Here is a 20563-nt window from a genome sequence, read left to right on the forward strand (position 1 = left end):
GAGGAGGACCCGTCATGAGAAGAGCGTGCGCGCTCCTGACCGCCACCGTGACGCTCGCCGCGGCCACCGCGTGCGGCACCGGCGACGGACGGACCGAACTCACCTTCGCCGTCGCCGACCAGACGCTCAGCGCGGCCACCGCCTCGTACGCCACGGTGCCGGAGACCATGGGGTACTTCGCGGACGAGGGCCTGAAGGTGGAGATGCAGCCGGTGAAGAACGCGGTCGCGGCGATCCAGGCCGTCGCCAACGAGCGCGCCACCTGCACGTACGGCTCGACCGCCAACGCCGTCACCGCCATCGGCCAGGACCCCGGCCTCGTCATCGTCGGCACCGTCAACGGCAACATCTTCCGTACCGTCGCCCCGGCCGGGTCCGGGATCCGGACGACGGCGGACCTGGCCGGCAAGACCGTCGGGGTGAACGTGCGCGGCGGCATCAACGAGATGCTGGTGACCGGGGCGACCGGCGCGCAGGCCCGTCCCGTCGGCGCGGACGACATCCTCGCCGTCGGCTACGGGGCGCAGGCCGCCCAGGCGCTCCAGCGCGGCGACATCGACGCCTACTCCGGCTACGACAGCTCCAACCTGATCGTCGGGGAGCTGCTCGGCGAGGAGCTGGTCGAGGTCGAGTCGCGGACCGACGGGCTGACCGGGACCTCGGCTCTGGTCTGCCGCGAACGCGACGTCCGTGAGCGCCCGCGAGCCATCGCCGGCCTGTTCCGGGCGTTCTTCAAGGGCATGGTCTTCTCGCAGGAGAACCCGCGCGCCGCCATCGAGATGCACTGGAAGCACTTCCCGGCGTCCAAGCTGGCCGGCGGGCGGGAGACCGACCTCGCCATCGCGACGAAGATCCTCGCGAAACGGCTGCAGATCTCGGCCGGTCCGGGCTCGGCGGGCCGGTACGGCCTGCAGAAGGACGAGGACCTGCAGAAGACCCTCGACACCTACGTCGAGTACGGGGTCATCGAGGACGTCGAGCCCGGCGCCGCAACCGTCCGGGCCCTGACCGACTACTCGCTCGTCCCGGCCTACAACGACTTCGACCCGGCCGTGCCGCGGCGCGAGGCCCGCGCATGGTCGGGGTGACACGCCCGTCCGCGAGGCGCCCGTCCGCGCAGCCGTGACCACGGCGGCGCGGGCGGGCGCCCGGCGGTTCAGACCTGCTCGGGGGCGAGGACGGCGCGCAGGACGTCCAGCGCCCGTTCCCGGTGGTCGTCGAGTTCGCGGACGAGCCGGTCGGCGTCCCGGGCGCGGACCGCCTCGACGATCCGGTCGTGGGCGTCGACCGACGCCGCGCGCTCCTCGGGCAGGTTGTAGTACATGGCCCGGTACACCTCGGTGGAGTCCCACAGCAGCCGGATCAGCCGCAGGACGTGCGGCTGACCCGGCGTCTCCAGGACGGCGAAGTGGAACACGCGGTTGGCGGCCAGTTCGGCGGCGACGTCTCCGGCCGCGGCGGCCTGCGCGCAGGTGCGGGCGGCCTCGTCGATGCGCCGCAGCGCCGCGTCGTCCAGCATCGGCAGGGCGTGCCGGGCCGCGCGCTCCTCCAGGATGCGGCGCAGCTCGTAGATCTCGCTGAGGTCCTCGTACTGGAGTTCGGTGACGAAGTAGCCGCGCCGGGGCCGGTAGGTGAGCTGGCCCTCCTGCGCCAGGACGCGCAGCGCCTCCCGCACCGGCGCGACGCTCAGCCCGACCCGCGCGGCGATGTCCTCCTGGTTGACCCGCTGCCCGGGGCGCAGCCCGCCCGACACGATCAGACCGCGCAGCGCGTCGACCGCGTGCTGCTGGGCCGTGGGAACCGGAGCGGGGACGTCGGCGCGGGTCTCGTTCACCGGCCCGAGCATAGCCGTGGCCCGACCACGTCAGCGGAACGCCTGGACGCCCGTCAGCGCCCCGCCGATCACCAGGGCGTGGACGTCCGCGGTGCCCTCGTACGTCACGACGGACTCGAGGTTGTTCATGTGGCGGATAACCGGATACTCCAGCGAGATCCCGTTGGCGCCGAGCACCTGCCGCGCGGTGCGGGCGACGTCCAGCGCGGCGTTGACGTTGCCGAGCTTGCCCATGCTGACCTGCTCGGGGCGCAGCCGGCCCGCGTCCTTGAGGCGGCCGAGGTGCAGGGCGAGCAGGGTGGCGCGGTTGACCTCCAGCGCCATGTGAGCGAGCTTCTGCTGCTGGATCTGGGTACCGGCGATCGGCCTGCCGAACGCGGTGCGCTCCCCGGCGTACCGCAGGGCGGCCTCGAAGCAGGCGCGGGCGGCGCCCGCGGCGCCCCAGACGATCCCGTAGCGGGCCTCGTTCAGGCAGGACAGCGGGCCGCGCAGCGTCGACACCTCGGGCAGCACCGCGTCGGCCGGGAGCCGGACGCCGTCCAGCACCAGCTCGGAGGTCACCGAGGCGCGCAGGGACATCTTCTTGTGGATCTCCGGCGCGGTGAACCCCGGGGTGCCCGCCGGGACGAGGAAGCCGCGGACGCCGTCGTCCGTGCGGGCCCACACCACGGCGACGTCGGCGATCGTCCCGTTGGTGATCCACATCTTGCGGCCGTCGAGGATCCAGTCGCCGCCGTCCCGGCGGGCCCGGGTGCGCATCGCGCCCGGGTCGGACCCCGCGTCCGGCTCGGTCAGCCCGAAGCAGCCGATGGTCTCCCCGGTCGCCATCCCCGGCAGCCACCGTTCCTTCTGCTCCTCCGAACCCCAGCGCCAGATGGCGAACATCGCCAGCGAGCCCTGCACGGAGACCATGCTGCGCACGCCGCTGTCCCCGGCCTCCAGTTCCATGCAAGCCAGACCGTAGGCGGTCGCGCTGGTGCCCGCACAGCCGTAGCCGTCCAGGTGCATGCCGAGGACGCCCAGCCCGCCCAGCTCGCGAGGGAGCCCGCGGGGGATCGTCGCCTGCTCGAACCAGTCCCCGACGTGCGGGACGATCCGGTCGGTCACGAAGGCGCGGACGGTGTCGCGGATGTCGCGCTCCTCGTCCGTCAGGAGCCCGTCGACGTCCAGGAAGTCCTCGGGGCGCAGCTCGACCTGGTCCCGCGTGCTCGTCATGGCCGTCACCTCTCGTTGCGGAGAAATCTTCGAAAATCTAGACTCGATATTCCCATATCCGCCCCGAGCCGACAAAGAGCCTGCACATGACCCACGCCCTGGACGGTGTCCGCATCGTCGACTTCTCCCGCGTGCTCGCCGGACCGCTGGCGACGATGCTCCTCGCCGACCTGGGCGCCACGGTGACCAAGATCGAGCGTCCGGACGGCGGCGACGACACCCGCGCGTGGGGCCCGCCCTACGACGACGGCGGCCGGGCGACCTACTTCCAGGCCGCCAACCGCAACAAGGACAGCGTCGTCCTCGACCTGCGCAGCGCGGACGGCGCCGCCCGCGCCCGCGAGCTGGCCGCGGCCGCCGATGTCGTCGTGGAGAACTTCCGCCCGGGGGTCATGGACCGTCTCGGCCTCGGTCACGCGGACCTCGCCGCCGTCTCCCCCGGCCTGGTCTACTGCTCGATCACCGGCTTCGGCTCGGGCGCCGGGGCCGCGCTGCCCGGCTACGACCTGCTGATCCAGGCGCTCGGCGGGCTCATGAGCATCACCGGCGACCCGGACGGCGAGCCGCAGAAGGTCGGCGTCGCCCTGGTGGACGTCATCAGCGGGCTGTTCGCGAGCGTGGGCGTCCTCGCGGCGCTGCGGCACCGCGAGCGCACCGGCGAGGGCCAGCGGGTCGAGATCGACCTGCTGTCCTGCCTGCTCGCCGCCCTGGCCAACCAGGGCTCCGCGTACACCCTGGCCGGACGGGTCGGCGGCCGGATGGGCAACGCCCACCCGAGCATCGCCCCGTACGAGCCGCTGCCCACCGGCGACGGCGATCTCGTCCTGGCCGTCGGCAACGACCGCCAGTTCGGCGCGCTCAGCCGCGCCGTCGGCCGTCCGGAGCTGGCCGAGGACGACCGCTTCGCCGCCAACGACGCCCGGGTCGCGAACCGCGGCGAACTGCGCCGCATCCTGGTGGACGCCCTGGCCGCCAAGCCCGCGGCCGACTGGGTGCCCGTCCTGTCGGCGGCCGGGGTGCCCGCCGGGCGGGTCAACGACATCGCCGGTGCCTTCGCCCTCGCCGAGTCGCTCGGCCTGGACCCGATCGTCGAGGTCCCCCGTCCGGACGGCACGACGGCGCGCCTGACGCGCAACCCGATCGGCCTGTCGGCGACCCCGCCCACCTACCGGTCGGCGCCGCCCGCACTCGGCGAGCGCCCCTCCGAGGCGAACGGCTGAGCAACGTCTCAGTACCGGTTCTTCTTGGCGTCCAGGTTGAGTCCGGCGTCGATCACCTTGGCGGGGACCCCCTTGATGCCCATTTGGTCCTTGACGATCCGGCCGAGCGTGGGGAGGCTCTCGCGGGCCGGCCAGGTCTCGGGCTCCCACAGCGACGAGCGCAAGAACGCCTTCGCGCAGTGCATGTACAGCTCCTGCACCTCGACGAGGAGGGCCAGCCGGGGCCGCTTGCCCTGCACCACCATGTCGTCGAAGAACGGGGCGTCCGCGACGAGCGTGGCGCGACCGTTCACCCGGAGCGTCTCGTTCATCCCCGGGATGATGAACAGCAGCCCGACATGCGGGTTGTGCAGGATGTTGCGGAAGTTGTCGACCCGGTGGTTCCCGGGCCGGTCGGCGATGGCCAGGTGGTGGTCGTCCAGCACCAGGACCGACCCGGGCGGGTCGCCCCGGGGCGAGACGTCACAGGTCCCGTCCGAGTTCGAGGTGGCCAGCGCCACGAAGGGCGAGTGGGCGATGATCGTGCGCGCGTGCTCGTCGATCCGGGCGATGTCCTTGTCCCAGATGGTCTGGGCGGGTTCCTCCACGATCTCGCGAAGCTCGGCCTCGGACGTCACCTTACGGATCTCGGAAAGATTCATCCTGAAACCTTAAGGCAAGCCTAACCTAAAAAGACAGCCGCGTCCCTGAACCCGCACCCCCTTCGGGCGGCCCGCTCAGTTCCCCGTGCGGAGCGCGGCGTGCCCACGTTCGGCGAGGGCGGGCACCAGGGCGCCCAGCAGGTCGAAGCCCTCGCCGACGGTGAGCCCCCGGCGGGACCGGTAGTGGACTGTCCAGGCCGCGCACGCCGTCCCACCACATCGCCGCGGAAGCCAGATCGGTGAGCGGATCCCCCTGCGTGGCCATCTCCCAGCGAGTCTTCGCACGCCCGCTCTCGTCGGCCGCTTTCGCGCTCGTCACGTACCGCAACTCGTGCAGGACGACCTGGCCGGTCACAGCGGTGGCGTCGATCCGGGCCGACGCGACCGGGTTCGGGCGAGATCCGAGCGAAGCGGCCCGGACGCCGAGGTGTTCGACGTCCGGGCCGGGGACGGTCGGATCAGCAGTTGCCTTCGACCGGCTTGCCCGCGAACCGGTCGTCGAGGAACATCGTCACGTCCTGGGCCGCGGCCCAGTCGGTCGACAGGTGCTCGGACATGTAGGTGTTCTTCCAGGTGGTGTTGATGCCGGCGTCGCAGTACAGCTGCCGGGTGCCGTCCTCGGTCTCGTGCGGGATGATCTCCTCGAGCCAGCCGCGGTACTGGAACACCGGGAAGCCGATCTCGTACCGGGCGCCCGAACCCGCGGGGCCGATACCGACGCCGACCTTCTGCCTGTCGACGATCTCGCCCCAGGTCACGCCCCCGGGCCCCTCGATCGCGTACAGGTCGTCCAGCGTCAGCTTGTCGGTGGTGAAGTTCTCCACCCGCGCGCCCGTGAACACCGCCAGGGTGCCGAGCAGGCAGTTCTTCTTGACGTCGTCGACGGCGCGGCGGCCCGCGTCGTTCATCAGTTCGTCGAAGGGCATCTCGGGATACTGGGCGTTCAGGCCGATGAGGGCGTCGGCGAGGAAACCGGCGAACAGGCTGCCGTTGAGGGCCTTCGCGGTGACGCGCAGGTCGCCCGGGACGCCGCCGGCGGCGGCCCCGACGACGTTCAGCTCGGGGGCGTAGGACTTGGCGAGCTGGGCGCCCCAAAGGGAGGCGTGCCCGCCCTCGGAGTACCCGGAGATGCCGACCTCGCCGTCCGGCTTCAGGCTCCCGCCGGGGATCTGGCGAGCGGCGCGGACGACGTCCAGCAGCGCGTGCCCGGCGTTGACGCCGTTGACGTAGGTGTGCACCTCGCCGTCGATGTAGCCGACGCCGTCGGTGGCGGCGACCGCGTGGCCCGCGTTGAGGAACGTGGCGATGTTGTCGCCCTCGTACATGTCCTGCTTCTGGCCCGCGAGCTGCCGGGAGAACGCGCACTGCGGCCCGGACCCGAGCGTTCCGGGATTGAACGCGACCGTCGGCCGCGAGCCGCCCTTCGTCCACGCCGCGGTGGGAACCGCGACGGTACCGGTCACCGCGACCTTCGCGCCCTTGGCGTCGATGGAGACGTACCGCACCTTCCACGCCTTGTGACCGGGCGCGTTGCGGACGCCTTCGAGCTTCACCTCACGGCAGGCCAGCAGATCGCCCGGGGAGCCCTGGACGGTGTTCGCCGCCGCGTAGATCTGGTCGTCGGAGGACCAGCAGGTCCACGGCGCCGCCGACGCCGGGGCCGTCGGCAGGGGCACCGCCAGCGCGGCGCCCAGGACGCCGGCCGTGAACAAGGATCGCAGTCGCATCAACCGCTCCTGAGGGGTGGGGATGGCACCAAAGCTCGACCACCCTGCCAAGCCGGACCGTCGGCAAGAACGCAGTGCGAGACGAACCTTCGAACCGGCATTAGCACTCGCGAACAATCGCGAAAGCGGATGACGGACGTGACCTCGCCTCTCCCCCGCTCGAACCGGCCACAGACGAGCCCGTCACCCTCTCCCCCTGTGGGAGCCGGCGGCGCCGCGGGGCGGGTGCCCAGAGGGCTCGGGTGCGGAGGCGACCTCTGGCGGGTATTGCAAAACGGATACAGTCTCCGTATCATCGGGATCGTCGGCCGGACATCTCTTCGCCCGACGATTCCGCATTTGAGAGTCTCACATTTCGGGGCCGGGGCGACGAAAGCGTTGCGCGATTCTCGGCGACCCGCCCCAGAACCTTTCGGGCACGCTTCGACCAGCGGGAGGACGCGCAACCTTCCCTCATTATCCTACTAAATCGGTAGGCAATACATAGAATGGCCAAGGGTGGCCAATCGATCGACGCCGGCGATGAACCGTGGGCGGCTCGCGAGTCCGCCACTCTAGGCGCAATGGAGCACAAAAACTACTGTTCAAGGCGACCATGACCGAATCGTCCCCGCCGGGTCGGCCCAAGGGGGCGAGTGGACGGATCGACACCAAGGGAGATCAAGCGATTTCGGAGAGTGTCGACACCTCCCTCTCTGTGACGATTCGACTACAGCCATGACTGCTAGGCTGACCGCTAGTCTTTGCCTTTTAATCCCTCCACTCGACCAATCTTCGACACTCCCGATCTCGAAAGATCTTTCCCGCAATGGTGATCAACCGTCGAGCCGACTTTCCGACAGTTAGCTTCTCTTAACTGAGCTGTAACTCATGGGTTGGATTAGCGCAACACATTACTGAGAAATGCCGGGATCCAATGCGATCTGCAGTGATACCCGGCGCTCGGAGGACTCGGCAGACAAGGGGGAACGCCGTGCACGAAACGCGACCCGACAACGTCCGGCCGCGAGAGACCGGCAGGCTGTACGCCGCGCTCGACGCACTCGACGAGGGGCGAGGGCAGATCATCGAGCTGGCGGGCGGTCCCGGGAGCGGCAAGACCCGGTTGCTGGCCGGCATGATGAACGAGGCGGAGCGCCGCGGCACCGTGCTGGCCCACATCCGGTGCACCGAACTCGAGCAGTGCATGCCGTACCGGTCGTTCTCGATGCTGCTCGGTGTGTGGCCGATGGACGATCTGCTCGCACAGTCGCCCGCCGAGGACCGCGAGCTGATCGGCCGGATCATCATGCGCGCCCACAACCCGTGCAGGGATCCCGAGCATTCGGAGAGCTGGGAACGGTACAGGGCCGGTTCCGCCGTGCGGGCCCTGCTCGGCGCGTCCGCCCCGACCAGGCTGGTCATCGTTCTGGACGACTTCCACTGGGCCGACCAGGAGTCCGTCGAACTCGTGGACGACCTCGTCGCGCGGCCCCTGGGCGGGCCCCTGCTCCTCGTGATCGCGCAACGCCCGAGGCAGGCGTCGCACAAGCTGCGCAGCACGCTCGCGCACGGCATCGAGCTCGGCTCGGTCACCCGGATCGAACTGCCCCCGCTCGATCTGGAGCAGTCCGCCCAGGTCCTCGGAATGCATCCGGCAGACCCCCTGCTGGCCGAGTTGCACGAGGCGGGGCAGGGCAATCCGCTCTACCTCACGGCTCTGAGCAAGGGGTCGGGGGACGGACTGCCCGCGCAGGTCGTCGGCCTCCTGCTCGGCGAGATCGCGCCACTGCCCGGACGGGACTCGATCGTCGCCGGCGCCGCGGCCGTCCTGGGCGAGCACTGCGACATCGAGGCGCTGAGCGCGGTCACCGAGTTCGGCACCGACGAGGTCGAGGCGGCGGTGGAGGCGCTCGTCGCGCGCGACGTCCTCCGCGTCATGGACCGGCGGCGGGGCTTCACCTTCCGTCACCCCATCCTCGGCCAGGTGGTCTACGAGGACGCGGACTCGACCTGGCGGCTCTGCGCGCACCGCAGGGCACTGCGGGTGCTCCTGGAACGCGGCGCTCCGGCGACCGAGCTCGCCGCCCATGTGGAACGTTGTCTTTCCCACGCCGACCTCAACGACCTGGACATTCTCCGCCGGGCCGCCGAGGAGGTGATGCCGACCGACCCCCAGCGGGCCCTGCGGTGGCTGCAGATCATCCTGGACACGTTCCCCGAGGGAAGCATGGACGCGCGGACGCGGGCCGAACTCTTCCTCCTCCTCACCAAGGCGCTCGGGCTGACGGGACGGCTGGAGGAGAGCCGCGACCTGCTCCACCGGGTGATCCAGCTCACCCGTCCCGGTGAGCACGCCCTCCGGGCCCGCGCGGTGGCGTTCTGCGCGGTGGTCGAATCCTTCCTCGGGCACTACGCCGAGGCGAGGGCGCTGCTCGCCGACGAGGTCGCCGACATCCTCACCGTCGCCGATCCGCCGCCCGAGGCGGCGACACTGCTCATCGAGCACGGCATGATCGGTGCCCTGGACGGCCAGATGCCGGCCTGCGAGCAGGTGCGGCTCGCGATCCGGCTGGCGCAGCGGCACCACGACCGGGTGGCGGAGGCCGGCGCGTTCGTCCTCAGCGCCCTGTGCGACGCGTTCAAGCATCTTCCCGACGCCCGAGAGTCGCTCGCCGCCGCCGCCGAGTTCACCGACCGGCTCTCCGACAACGAACTGGCCGCCCACCCCGAGTACCTGGGCGTCCTGGGATGGACGGAGATGCTGGTCGGCCTGTTCGGGGAGGCGGAGCGCCACTTCACCCGCGGCGCTACCATCGCCCGCAAGCACGGGCAGGACTACATCCTTCCGGCGCTGCTGCTCGGCCTCGCCAACGTCCGCCGGCACACCCGGCACCTGGCGGACGCGTACCGGCTCGCACTGGAGGCCCGCGAACTGGCGGAACGGATCAACTCCGAGCAGCTGTGCGGGCTCGCGCTCGCGCTGGAGGCGCAGATCCTCATCTGGCTGGAGCCGGGCGACGCGGGGAAGGCGCTCGCCAGGGCCGAGGAGTCCGTGGGGCTGCTGCGGTCCGGGGACTTCTACTGGAACATCGTCGGGTCGGTGGCCCTCGCGTCCGTGTCGGTCCTCACCGGAGATCCGCGCCGGGCCGCCTCGATCCTGCTGGACGCGGGACACGGGTCCGACCTGTCGCGGATACCGCGGGTCCTCCGGACGCAGTGCTTCGTCGTCCTTCTCACCGCCTCGCTGGACGCCGGGGAGCCCGGCGACGTGTGGGTCGAGAAGGCCGAGGCCGCCGCCGAGAGCCTGGATCTGCCCGCCTCGCGGGCCTACGCGCACGTGGCGCGCGCGATGCTGCTCCGGCGGAACGGCGACGTCGCCGGTGCGGTGGAGCACTCGCAGCGGGCCGCCGACATGCTCGCGGCGACGGGCATGGTGCACGCCAGGGCGTGGCTGCTGCTGACCACGGCGGAGCACGCCGCCGCGCTCGGCCAGGGCCGGCGGGTGGCGTCCCTGCTCGCGCACGCGAAGGAGCTGGGGCGGCGCTGCGGCGGGGTCAAGATCGGCGAGGACGCCGCGCGGCTGGAGCAGGCCATCGCGGACGCCCCCCGCCGGGCCGCCGCCGCGCCGCCGTCGAGCGGCGGGGCGCGGCCGGCCGCCGCGACGGCCGACCTGTCGGTGCTCACCCACCGCGAGCGCGAGGTCGCCGCGATCGCCGGGACCGGCCTCAAGACCAGGGAGATCGCCGCGGAGCTCTCTCTCAGTCCCCGCACGGTGGACGTTCATCTCACCCGCATCTACCGCAAGCTGAACATCAGCTCGCGCGCGGTGCTGGCCCGGCTGATGGCGGAGAGCCGCGAGCACGCCAAGCATTAGGCCGGCTTTAGGGCGGGGGGCCATGATCGGCCTCACCGGCGCTCACCTGCCCCGATCCCCACCGAAAGGACCGGCATGGACGCCTCGGAGACCCGCATCCTGTCGGCGGGGACCGCACTCCCCGGACCCCCGGTGGACAACGCGGCACTGGCCCGCCGCTTCGGAATGGACGCACTGTGGGAACAGTGGATCGACGCCTTCGTCGGCACCCGGACGCGCCATCTGTCCGTGGACCTCGACAGCGGCGCGATCCGCGCCACCCTCGCCGATCTCGGGGAGAGCGCCGCGCGGCGGGCGCTGGAGTCCGCCGGGCTCCGGGCCTCCGACATCGATCTGGTCGTGATGGGCACGGCGACCCCCGACACGCTCATGCCTACGACCGTCAACGTCATCGCCGACCGCCTGGGCATCAACGACGTTCCCACCTACCAGCTGCAGTCGGGCTGCGCGGGCGCGGTGCAGGCGCTGGAGGTCGGGCGGCGGATGCTGCTGTCCGGAGGGCACCGGCACGCCCTGGTCATCGCGGGCGACAGCTGCGCCAAGCACTTCGACCTGGACGCGGACCTGCGGACCATGCCCCCCGCCGAACTGGTGAACGTGGTGCTGTTCGGCGACGGGGCCGGAGCGGCGGTGCTGTCCGCCGAGCAGGTGCCCGCGACGGTGGCGCTGCGGCGGGTCATGACCAGGTTCACCGGCCTGGGCCGGCCGCCCGGACAGGTCGTCGAGTGGTTCGGCAGGGCGGAGCTGGACTCGGGCAGGGCCGCCGTGTCCGAGGACTACAAGGCGATCGAGGAGCGGGTTCCGGCGATGGCCAGGGAGGTCATGGAGGAGTTCCTCTCCGACCTCGGCTGGAAGGGCTCCGAGGTCGAGTACGTGCTGCCCCCGCAGCTGTCCGGGCGGATGACCCGGCGGATCGCGGCCGAGCTCGACCTCGTCGGCGCCGAGGAGATCAGCTGCGTGGCCGAGACGGGCAACTGCGGGAACGCGCTGGCGTTCTTCCAGCTCGAGCGGCTGCTCCCCGAACTCGACCGGGACGACCGCGCGATCGGCATCGCGATCGAGTCGAGCAAGTGGATCAAGGCCGGTTTCGCCCTGGAGCGCCGCTGATGAGCGCGGAGCGGATCGCCGAGCTGTTCCGGGCGGGACGGCTCGCCGCGGAGTACCCCTCGGTCCGGGGCCTGCTCGCCGGTCTCGACGAGGACGGGCTGCGGCGCTCGGGCCAGACGCTGGCGCGGCTCGACCCCGCCGAGGTCGCGCGCGTCCACCCGGACGTCCCGACCGTGACGATCGCGATCACGGGCCACGGCACGCTGGCGCCGCTGGTGCCGACGCTCACCGTGGAGCTGGCCCGGCACGGCCTGCTGCTGCGGCCGGTCGTCGGCGATTTCGGCGGCTACGCGTTCGAGCTCTCCGATCCGCAGAGTGAGCTGTACGCGGCCGACCCCGACCTGGTCCTCTGCGTGCTGGACGCGGAGACGATCTTCGACGAGGTGCCCGTGCCCTGGCGGGTCGACGACGTCGAACGCGTGCTGACCGGCAAGGTCCGCCTGGTCGAGGGGCTGGCGGCGCGGTTCACCGAGACCGCCCGCGGCACCCTGGTGATCAACACGCCGCCGCCGCCCGCGCGGTTCGGCGCGCAGCTCGTCGACCACGCGTCCCGCGCCCGCCTCGGCGCGGCCTGGCGCACGGCCGGCGCCGATCTGCTCGGGCTCTCCGCCCGGTACCCGGCGGTGATCGCCCTCGATCTCGATCCGCTGATCGCCGAGGGGGGTCCGGCCGCCGATCCGCGGATGAGCGTGTACACGGGCCTGCACCTGTCTCCCGGCCTGCTGGCCGGGTACGCCCGCGAGGTCGGGCACCTCGCGCGGCACGTCGCGGGCCGCACCAAGAAGTGCCTGCTGGTCGATCTCGACAACACGTTGTGGGGCGGTGTCCTGGGCGACGACGGCGCGGAGGGCATCGAGGTCGCCGCCGGTTATCGCGGTAAGGCGTTCACGGCGTTCCAGCGGACCGTCAAGCAACTCGGGTCCCAGGGCGTGCTGCTCGCCGCCGTCAGCAAGAACGACCCCGGCCCGGTGCTGGAGGTTCTGCGCGACCATCCCGAGATGACGCTCCGCGAGGGCGACTTCGCGCGCGTCGTGGCCAACTGGCGGCCGAAGCACGACAACATCGCCGAGCTGGCCGAGGACCTCAACCTGGGCGTGGACTCCATGGTCTTCGCCGACGACAGCCCCTTCGAGTGCGGTCTGGTGCGGCGCGAGCTGCCCGGCGTCGCCGTCGTGCAGCTCGACGGCGACCCGGGGACGCACGTCGAGCGGCTGCTGGCCGACGGCTGGTTCGACGCCCCCGCGCTGACCGCCGAGGACTTCGCCCGGCCCGCCCGGTACCGCGACGAGCTCGCCCGCAAGGACTTCCTCGAGACCTTCGACTCGATGGACGACTACCTCGCCGAACTGGACGTGCGGGTGCGGCTCGAGCCCGTCGCGGAGCCGCACGTCCCGCGCGTCTCGCAGCTGACCCTGCGGACCAACCAGTTCAACATGACCACCCGACGGCTGCAGCCCGCGGACGTCCACGCGCTCGCCGCGGATCCGGCCGCCCGGGTGCTGACCGTCCACTGCGCCGACCGTTTCGGCGACAACGGCCTCGTCGGGGCGATCTTCCTGCGCCGTGACGGCGACCTGCTCCGCATCGACAACTTCCTGCTGAGCTGCCGGGTCTTCTCCCGCGGCATCGAGCAGGCCTGCCTGTCGGCCGTGCTGCGGCACGCGTCCGCGACGGGCGTCGCCGCGGTGCACGGCGCCTACCGGCCGACGCCCAAGAACGCCAAGGTCCGGGACTTCTATCCGCGCAACGGTTTCGTCCTCGCCGGCACCGGCGAGGCGGGCGAGGTCGAGTTCCGGCACGACCTGGAGACGATCCCCGCCCCGGCCGCGCACCTGCGGCTGACCGACGCGCTGGAGGGAACAGCCTCGTGACGACCATCGACGACTTCGTCGCCCTCATCCGGGACGAGCTGGGCCTGGAGATCACCCACGAGGACGTCGCGCGGCGCCTCGACGAGGTGGCCGGATGGGACTCGGTCCACCTCCTCACGCTCGCCGTCGCGCTGGAACGCGAGACGGGCCGCGCGGTGGTGCTGCCGGATCTCCTGGAGGCCGACAGCCTCGAAAGGATCTACACGGTGGCGGTGGGGGCGTGAGCGGGCGTCCCCGCGGGGAGCGCTTCCCCGGCCCTCGACGGCACACGCTCTACTTCCTCGAGGAGATCCGCGCGTTCTCGCCGGTCTTCCTCGACACGGAGGTGGACATGAGCGGGCTGCTGGAGCACCGCCGGACGGCGGCGCGCCGGCTGTCGGTCGTGACGTACACGGTGTGCGCCGCCGGGCGCGTGCTCGCCGGGCACCCCGAGGCCAACGCCGCGATCCGGGGACGGTTCAGTCCGCGCGTCGCCCGCGACCACGGCGTCCACGCGAAGGTCACGCTGGACAAGCTCGTCGGCGGGCGGCGCGCGGTGCTCTCGACGGTCCTGCCCGACGTCGACCGGGCGGCACCCGAGGACGTCCAGGATCGCCTGGAGCACTTCCGGGACGGCGACCCGGACCGGATGGAGGAGTTCGCCGGGGTGCGCCTGCTGCACCGGCTGCCCGTGCCGGTCGGCCGTGCGGCCTTCCGCCGGACGGTCCGGCCGCTGCGCAACCGGCCGGAGCGGTTCGGAACGTTCGCGGTCACCTCGCTGGGCCATCGGCCGGTCGACGGGTTCCACTCGGTGGGGGGCACCACCATCACCCTGGGGCTCGGACGGATCGCGGACCGTCCGGTGGCGCGCGACGGCCGGGTGGTCGTCGCACCGACGATGCGCCTCAGTCTCGCGTTCGACCACCGCGTGATCGACGGCGCGGAGGCGGCCGACGTCCTCGCCGAGATCAGGGCGGGCCTCGAGGAGGTCCGCGCCCCCGAAGGCGCCGGGAAGGTCCCGCTCGCCGGCTCCGGAACGGAAGACCCGTCGTGAACGACCTCGGCGAACTGAAGCAGTTCGTGCTCGTGCACGCGCGCGGGCAGGGCATTCCCGCCCGCGACTACGAACGGCTGCTCTCGGCCATCGAGTCCGACGACGGCGACGCGCCCGGTTCGTGGGTCGGGGAGTGGAGCCGCGCCGCGGAGCGTCTCGAACGGGACGGCCGGTTCCTCGATGCGTGCCGTCACTTCACCATGGCGCGCTTCCCGTACGTGGACGGACCGGCGCGGGAAGAAGCGCTCCGGCGCTGCATCGCGGCGTTCGACCGCTGGCGCGGCGGCACCGGCATCGAACCCCTCGAGCTGGAGCTGGACGGTGCTCGCGTCCGCTGCTGGACGAGCGGCCTCTCCCGGTCCGACCGGCGCCCGCTGCTGCTGCTCATGGGCGGCATCGTCAGCATCAAGGAGCAGTGGGCGCCGGTGCTGCTGCAGGCCCGGAAGCTGGGCCTGGCCGGGTTGGTGGCGGAGATGCCGGGTGTCGGCGAGCACGCCGCGCGGTACGGCCCGGACAGCCGGCGGATGCTCCCCGGGCTGCTCGACGCGGTCGCCGATCGCGCGGACGTGCGGCGGACCTACGCGGTGGCCATGAGCTTCAGCGGGAACCTCGCGCTCGACGCCGCGGCGGACGACCCCCGCATCCGCGGCATCGTGACGGTGGGCGCACCGGTCAGCGCGTTCTTCACCGACACCGGCTGGCAGCGCGGCCTGCCCCGGATCACCGTGGACGCGCTCGCCCACATGTGCGCCGTGCCGGCCGACCGCGTCCACGAGCATCTGCGCGGGCTCGCCCTGGACGGTGCGCGGCTCGCCGCCCTGGACGTCCCCGTCCACTACCTGGCGAGCCGCAGGGACGAGATCATCCCGGGCGCCGACGTCGAACTCCTCCGGAACCACGTCCGCGACCTGAGCCTGCTGGAGAACGACGACGTGCACGGGTCGCCCCGGTATTTCGTGGACACCAGGCTGTGGGTGCTGCGGTCGCTGCTGCAGCTGCACGGTTCGCATCGTCCCCACCGCGCGGTCCTGGGCGCCCTGCTGGGCGCCCGGCGGGTGCGCGCCCGTCTCGCGGAGGCCACGCGCCGTCGTCCCGAGGCCGCGCTTTAGGTCACGCCAAGGGTGCCCTTTAGCGGGCCCCCGCAGTCTGGCGGCATGACGAGTGAGGCTGTCCGTCTTCCTGACGACGCGATCGCGATCATCGGTGTCTCGTGCCGGCTGCCGATGGCCCCCACGCCCTTCGCCTTCTGGCGGCTGCTGCGGGACGGGCGCACGGCCATCACCGAGGTGCCCGACGGCCGCTGGGGCGGTGAGCGGGACGCTCCGCGCCACGGCGGGTTCCTCGACCGGATCGACGCGTTCGATCCCGGGTTCTTCGGGATCTCCCCCCGCGAGGCCGCCGGAATGGACCCCCAGCAGCGGCTCATGCTGGAGCTGAGCTGGGAGGCGCTGGAGGACTCCGGGATCGTTCCCGGGACACTGCGCGACAGCCGCGCGGGCGTGTTCGTCGGGGCGATCTCGGACGACTACGCCACGTTGACGTACGGGCGGGGCACGTCGGCCATCACCGCGCACACCATCACCGGCCTGCACCGGAGCATCATCGCCAACCGCGTGTCGTACACGCTCGGGCTGCGCGGTCCGAGTCTCGCGGTCGACACGGCGCAGTCGTCCGCGCTCGTGGCGGTGCACCTGGCGGCCGAGAGCCTGCGCCGCGGCGAGTCGACGCTGGCGCTGGCCGGCGGGGTCAACCTCAACATCCTGGCGGAGACCGCCGTCACCACCACGCGTTTCGGCGGCATCTCGCCCGACGGGCGGTGCTTCACCTTCGACGCCCGCGCCAACGGCTACGTGCGCGGCGAGGGCGGCGCCGTCGTGGTGCTCAAGCCGCTCGCCCGCGCCGTCGCGGACGGCGACGACGTCTACTGCGTGATCCGCGGTGGCGCGGTGAACAACGACGGGGGCGGGGCGGGTCTGACCGTCCCCGACCCCGGTGCGCAGGAGCGGGTGCTGCGCCGCGCGTACGAGCTGGCGGGCGTGGAGCCCTCCGCGGTGCAGTACGTGGAACTGCACGGCACCGGAACCCGGCGCGGCGACCCGGTCGAGGCCGCGGCGCTCGGGGCCGCCGTGGGCGGCGGCCGCGCCGCCGGGTCGCCGCTGCTCGTCGGTTCCGCCAAGACCAACGTCGGTCACCTCGAGGGCGCCGCGGGCATCGTCGGCCTGGTCAAGACCGCCCTGAGCATCCGGCACCGGCTCCTGCCCCCGAGCCTCAACTTCGAGACGCCGAACCCCGACATCCCGCTGGACGATCTCAACCTGCGGGTCCAGACGGCACTGACCCCGTGGCCGCGGGACGACGAGCCGCTGATCGCCGGGGTCAGCTCGTTCGGCATGGGCGGCACCAACTGCCACGTCGTCCTGTCCTCGTCGCCGGCCGGACCGCGGCGCGCGCCCGGGGAGCGGGACGGCGCGCCCGTGGTGCCCTGGCTCCTGTCGGCTCCCACCGAGAGCGGGCTGCGGCGGCAGGCCGCCCGGCTGCGCGACTTCGTCGCCGGCGAGGATCCCGGCGGCGAGACCGTCCCCGAGCCGCGTCCGGTCGACGTCGCCGCCACGCTGGCCACCGCCCGCACCGCGTTCGCGCACCGCGCGGCCGCGGTCGGCGCGGACCGCGAGGCGCTGCTGCGCGGGCTCGACGCCCTCGCCGAGGGCAGGCCCGCGGCCGGCGCCCTGCGGGGTGCGGTGCGCCCGGGACGGACCGCGCTGCTGTTCTCGGGGCAGGGTTCGCAGCGCGCGGGGATGGGACGCGGCCTCTACGCGCACGTCCCCGCGTTCGCCGCCGCCCTCGACGACGTCCTCGCGCACTTCGAACCGGGGCTGAAGGACCTGATGTTCGCCGAGCCGGACACCCCGGAGGCGTCCCTGCTCGACCGGACGGCGATGGCGCAGCCCGCCCTGTTCGCCATCGAGGTGGCCCTCTACCGCCTTCTCGAAAACTGGGGACCGGCCCCGGACCACCTGATCGGGCACTCCATCGGGGAGCTGGTCGCCGCCCACGTCAGCGGGGTGCTGTCCCTTCCGGACGCCGCCGCCCTGGTGACCGCCCGCGGACGCCTCATGCAGGCGGCACGCGACGACGGCGCGATGGTGTCGATCCAGGCGTCCGAGGACGAGATCGTCCGCGCGTTGCCCGACCACGGCGACCGCATCTCGGTGGCGGCGGTGAACGGCGCCGCGTCCACGGTCGTGTCCGGCGACGCGGACGCCGTCCTCGCCTTCGCGGCCGAATGGGCCGAGCGCGGTGTCAAGACGCGGCGCCTGCGGGTGAGCCACGCCTTCCACTCCGCCCACATGGACGGCGTGCTCGACGACTTCCGGGCCGTCGCCCGGCGGCTCGCCTACCGTGAGCCGTCGATCCCGGTGGTGTCCAACGTCTCCGGTGCCGTCGCCGACCCGGACATGCTGCGCTCCCCGGACTACTGGGTGCGGCACGTACGCGCGGCCGTCCGCTTCCACGACGGCGTGCGCAGCCTGCGCGACGCCGGAGTCACCACGTTCATCGAGGTCGGCCCCGACTCGGTGCTCACGCCGCTCGCGCACTCCTCGCTCGGCGGGGAGCACACCGTCGTCCCCACGCTGCGCCGGAACCGGCCCGAGGCGGAGACGCTCGTCTCGGCGCTCGCACAGGCCCACAACAACGGCTGCGAGATCGACTGGGCGAGGGTGTTCGCCGAACACCGCCCGAACGGTGTGCGGCTTCCCACCTACGCCTTCGAACGGCGGCGCCTCTGGCTCCCCGGGACGCCCGCCCGGCCGGAAACCGGGCCCGCGCTCCCCGCGGAGCCGACGGCACCCGACGAGCCGCCCGCGCCCGGCGAACCGACGGCCGCGCCCTCCCGGGCCGACCGGGAGCGGCTGACGGCCGACCTCGTGCGCGACCACGTCGCCGCGGTGCTCGCGCATGACGCGCCCGACGCGATCGACATGGAGCGGCCCTTCAAGGAACTCGGGTTCGACTCGATGCTGGGCGTCGAACTGGGCAACCGGCTGGCCGAGACACTCGACGTGCGCCTGCCCGACACGCTGATCTACGACCATCCGACTCCGGCGGCCCTCGCGGCCCGGCTGCTCCGTGACCGGGCGGACGACGACGCGGCGACCGGCCCCCGCGCCGTGAACGAACCGATCGCGATCGTCGGCATCGGCTGCCGGTTCCCGGGCGGCGTGACGTCGCCGGACGACCTGTGGAACCTGCTCACCGAGGAACGCGACGTCATCGGCGACCTCCCGGCCGATCGCGGCTGGGACCTCGAGAGCCTCTACGACCCCGACCCGGACCGGCCCGGAACGTCCTACGTCAGGCGCGGCGGCTTCCTGTACGACGCCGCGGACTTCGACCCCGAGTTCTTCGGGATCTCCCCGCGCGAGGCGGCCGCGATGGACCCGCAGCAGCGACTGCTGCTGGAGACCTCCTGGGAGGCGCTCGAACGGGCCGGCCTCCGGCCGTCGTCGCTGCGCGGCGGCCGGGCGGGCGTCTTCGTCGGCGCCACGGCCCAGGACTACGGACCACGATTGCACGACCCGGCCGAGGGCTTCGGCGGCTACCTGCTGACGGGGAGCACCACCAGCGTCGCGTCGGGCCGGATCGCCTACACCCTCGGGCTCGAGGGTCCTGCGGTGACGATCGACACCGCCTGCTCCTCGTCCCTGGTGGCGCTGCACCTGGCGGGTCAGGCACTCCGCAACGGCGAATGCGATCTCGCCCTGGCCGGGGGCGTCACCGTCATGGCGACTCCGGGCATGTTCGTGGAGTTCAGCCGCCAGCGCGGCCTCGCTCCGGACGGCCGCTGCAAGGCGTTCGGAGCGGGCGCCGACGGGACCGGGTGGGCCGAGGGCGCGGGCATGCTCCTGCTCGAACGCCTATCGGACGCCCGGCGCAACGGCCACCCCGTCCTCGCCGTCATCAAGGGCTCGGCGGTCAACCAGGACGGTGCGAGCAACGGGCTCACCGCCCCCAACGGACCATCGCAGCAACGCGTCATCCACCAGGCTCTGGCCAACGCAGACCTGACCCCCGCCGACATCGACGCCGTCGAAGCCCACGGCACCGGCACGAAGCTTGGCGACCCCATCGAAGCCCAAGCCCTCATCAACACCTACGGGCAAGATCGAGACCGGCCGCTCTGGCTCGGGTCCATCAAGAGCAACATCGGCCACACGCAGGCCGCCGCCGGCGTCGCCGGCGTCATCAAGCTCGTCCAGGCGCTGCAGAACGGCGTACTCCCCCGAACCCTCCATGCCGACGAGCCCACCCCGCGCGTCGACTGGGACGCAGGCGCCGTCTCCCTCCTCACCGAACCCACGCCCTGGCCGGCCGAGGATCGCCCCCGGCGCGCGGCCGTCTCCTCCTTCGGAGTCAGCGGCACCAACGCCCACCTCATCCTCGAAGAACCACCCGGCGCCGAGGACGCCCCCGACGCTCGCCCTGACGGCGACGCCGGGGACCAGGCGGACGGCATCGTCGCTTGGCCGCTCGCAGCCAGAAACCCGGATGCCCTCCGGGCGCAGGCCGAACAGCTCATCGCCCACCTCGAGGCGCACCCCGAGAACGACCCGGAAGACATCGGCCGGTCCTTGGCGACTCAACGCACCCTCTTCGACCACCGCGCCGTCATTCTCGGCGACACCCGCGAGGAACTTTTCACCGGCCTCCATACCCTCGCCCAGAATCCCGAACAACAAACCCCTCATCTGATCACCGGCACCACCACACCCACCACCAAAACCGTCTTCGTGTTCCCCGGCCAAGGCACCCAATGGCCCGGCATGGCCACCGAACTCCTCCACACCAACTCCACCTTCCGCACCCACCTCCACAACTGCGCCGACGCCCTCCAACCCCACACCACCTTCAACCTCATCGACACCCTCAACCAACCACCCCACCAACAACAAGAGGACTTCCAACACGTCGACATCGTCCAACCCGCACTCTTCGCCGTCATGGTCGCCCTCGCCGAACTCTGGAAAAGCAAAGGCATCCACCCCGACGCCGTCACCGGA

General features: G+C 72.2%; 13 protein-coding genes. 9 read left to right on the plus strand and 4 right to left on the minus strand.

The genetic code is table 11. The features are described from left to right. Positions 1 to 14 precede the first annotated feature (14 nt). Positions 15 to 1088: an ABC transporter substrate-binding protein gene (locus AB0L25_RS30135; protein ID WP_500176108.1), complete on the plus strand. Its 1074-nt coding sequence runs from the start codon at positions 15 to 17 to the stop codon at positions 1086 to 1088. A 68-nt stretch (positions 1089 to 1156) separates the two neighbouring features. Here AB0L25_RS30135 and AB0L25_RS30140 read toward each other — a convergent pair whose 3' ends face one another. Together AB0L25_RS30140 and AB0L25_RS30145 are read right to left on the minus strand one after the other, a co-directional pair. After that, on the minus strand, positions 1157 to 1834 hold the full coding sequence (locus AB0L25_RS30140; protein ID WP_500176109.1) for a GntR family transcriptional regulator: 678 nt from the start codon (positions 1832 to 1834) through the stop codon (positions 1157 to 1159). A gap of 30 nt (positions 1835 to 1864) precedes the next feature. Further along, on the minus strand, positions 1865 to 3049 hold the full coding sequence (locus tag AB0L25_RS30145; RefSeq protein WP_500176110.1) for an acyl-CoA dehydrogenase family protein: 1185 nt from the start codon (positions 3047 to 3049) through the stop codon (positions 1865 to 1867). A gap of 86 nt (positions 3050 to 3135) precedes the next feature. On the opposite strand from AB0L25_RS30145, the gene AB0L25_RS30150 reads away from it, so the two are divergent. Further along, on the plus strand, positions 3136 to 4269 hold the full coding sequence (locus tag AB0L25_RS30150) for a CaiB/BaiF CoA transferase family protein (RefSeq protein WP_500176111.1): 1134 nt from the start codon (positions 3136 to 3138) through the stop codon (positions 4267 to 4269). An 8-nt stretch (positions 4270 to 4277) separates the two neighbouring features. On the opposite strand, the gene AB0L25_RS30155 is transcribed toward AB0L25_RS30150, so the two are convergent. Both AB0L25_RS30155 and AB0L25_RS30160 read right to left on the minus strand, forming a co-directional pair. Further along, positions 4278 to 4910 (minus strand): pyridoxamine 5'-phosphate oxidase family protein, encoded by a 633-nt coding sequence (locus AB0L25_RS30155; protein WP_500176112.1) that lies wholly within the window; start codon positions 4908 to 4910, stop codon positions 4278 to 4280. 458 nt (positions 4911 to 5368) lie between these two features. Continuing rightward, positions 5369 to 6637 (minus strand): lipase family protein, encoded by a 1269-nt coding sequence (locus tag AB0L25_RS30160; protein WP_500176113.1) that lies wholly within the window; start codon positions 6635 to 6637, stop codon positions 5369 to 5371. Between the two features lie 973 nt (positions 6638 to 7610). Here AB0L25_RS30160 and AB0L25_RS30165 point away from each other — a divergent pair. The 7 genes from AB0L25_RS30165 to AB0L25_RS30195 all read left to right on the plus strand — a co-directional run. Continuing rightward, positions 7611 to 10493, plus strand: coding sequence for an ATP-binding protein (locus AB0L25_RS30165; RefSeq protein ID WP_500176114.1), 2883 nt, complete (start codon positions 7611 to 7613; stop codon positions 10491 to 10493). A gap of 75 nt (positions 10494 to 10568) precedes the next feature. Next, positions 10569 to 11600 carry a 3-oxoacyl-ACP synthase III family protein gene (locus tag AB0L25_RS30170; RefSeq protein ID WP_500176115.1) on the plus strand — a complete coding sequence of 344 codons (1032 nt, stop codon included), beginning with the start codon at positions 10569 to 10571 and terminating at the stop codon, positions 11598 to 11600. After that, complete coding sequence (locus AB0L25_RS30175) at positions 11600 to 13471, plus strand: HAD-IIIC family phosphatase (protein WP_500176116.1); 1872 nt, start codon at positions 11600 to 11602, stop codon at positions 13469 to 13471. Before AB0L25_RS30170 ends, AB0L25_RS30175 begins: the two co-directional genes overlap by 1 nt. Next, positions 13468 to 13695, plus strand: coding sequence for a phosphopantetheine-binding protein (locus AB0L25_RS30180; RefSeq protein ID WP_500176117.1), 228 nt, complete (start codon positions 13468 to 13470; stop codon positions 13693 to 13695). Before AB0L25_RS30175 ends, AB0L25_RS30180 begins: the two co-directional genes overlap by 4 nt. Beyond that, positions 13692 to 14504: a 2-oxo acid dehydrogenase subunit E2 gene (locus AB0L25_RS30185; RefSeq protein WP_500176118.1), complete on the plus strand. Its 813-nt coding sequence runs from the start codon at positions 13692 to 13694 to the stop codon at positions 14502 to 14504. Before AB0L25_RS30180 ends, AB0L25_RS30185 begins: the two co-directional genes overlap by 4 nt. After that, complete coding sequence (locus AB0L25_RS30190; RefSeq protein ID WP_500176119.1) at positions 14501 to 15613, plus strand: alpha/beta fold hydrolase; 1113 nt, start codon at positions 14501 to 14503, stop codon at positions 15611 to 15613. The genes AB0L25_RS30185 and AB0L25_RS30190 overlap by 4 nt, the downstream gene beginning before the upstream one ends. A gap of 45 nt (positions 15614 to 15658) precedes the next feature. Further along, on the plus strand, positions 15659 to 20563 hold a 4905-nt coding region (locus AB0L25_RS30195), incomplete at its 3' end, for a beta-ketoacyl synthase N-terminal-like domain-containing protein (protein WP_500176120.1).

The sequence above is a fragment of the Spirillospora sp. NPDC052242 genome (genome assembly GCF_040679555.1).
In the GTDB taxonomy this organism is placed as follows: Bacteria; Actinomycetota; Actinomycetes; order Streptosporangiales; family Streptosporangiaceae; genus Spirillospora.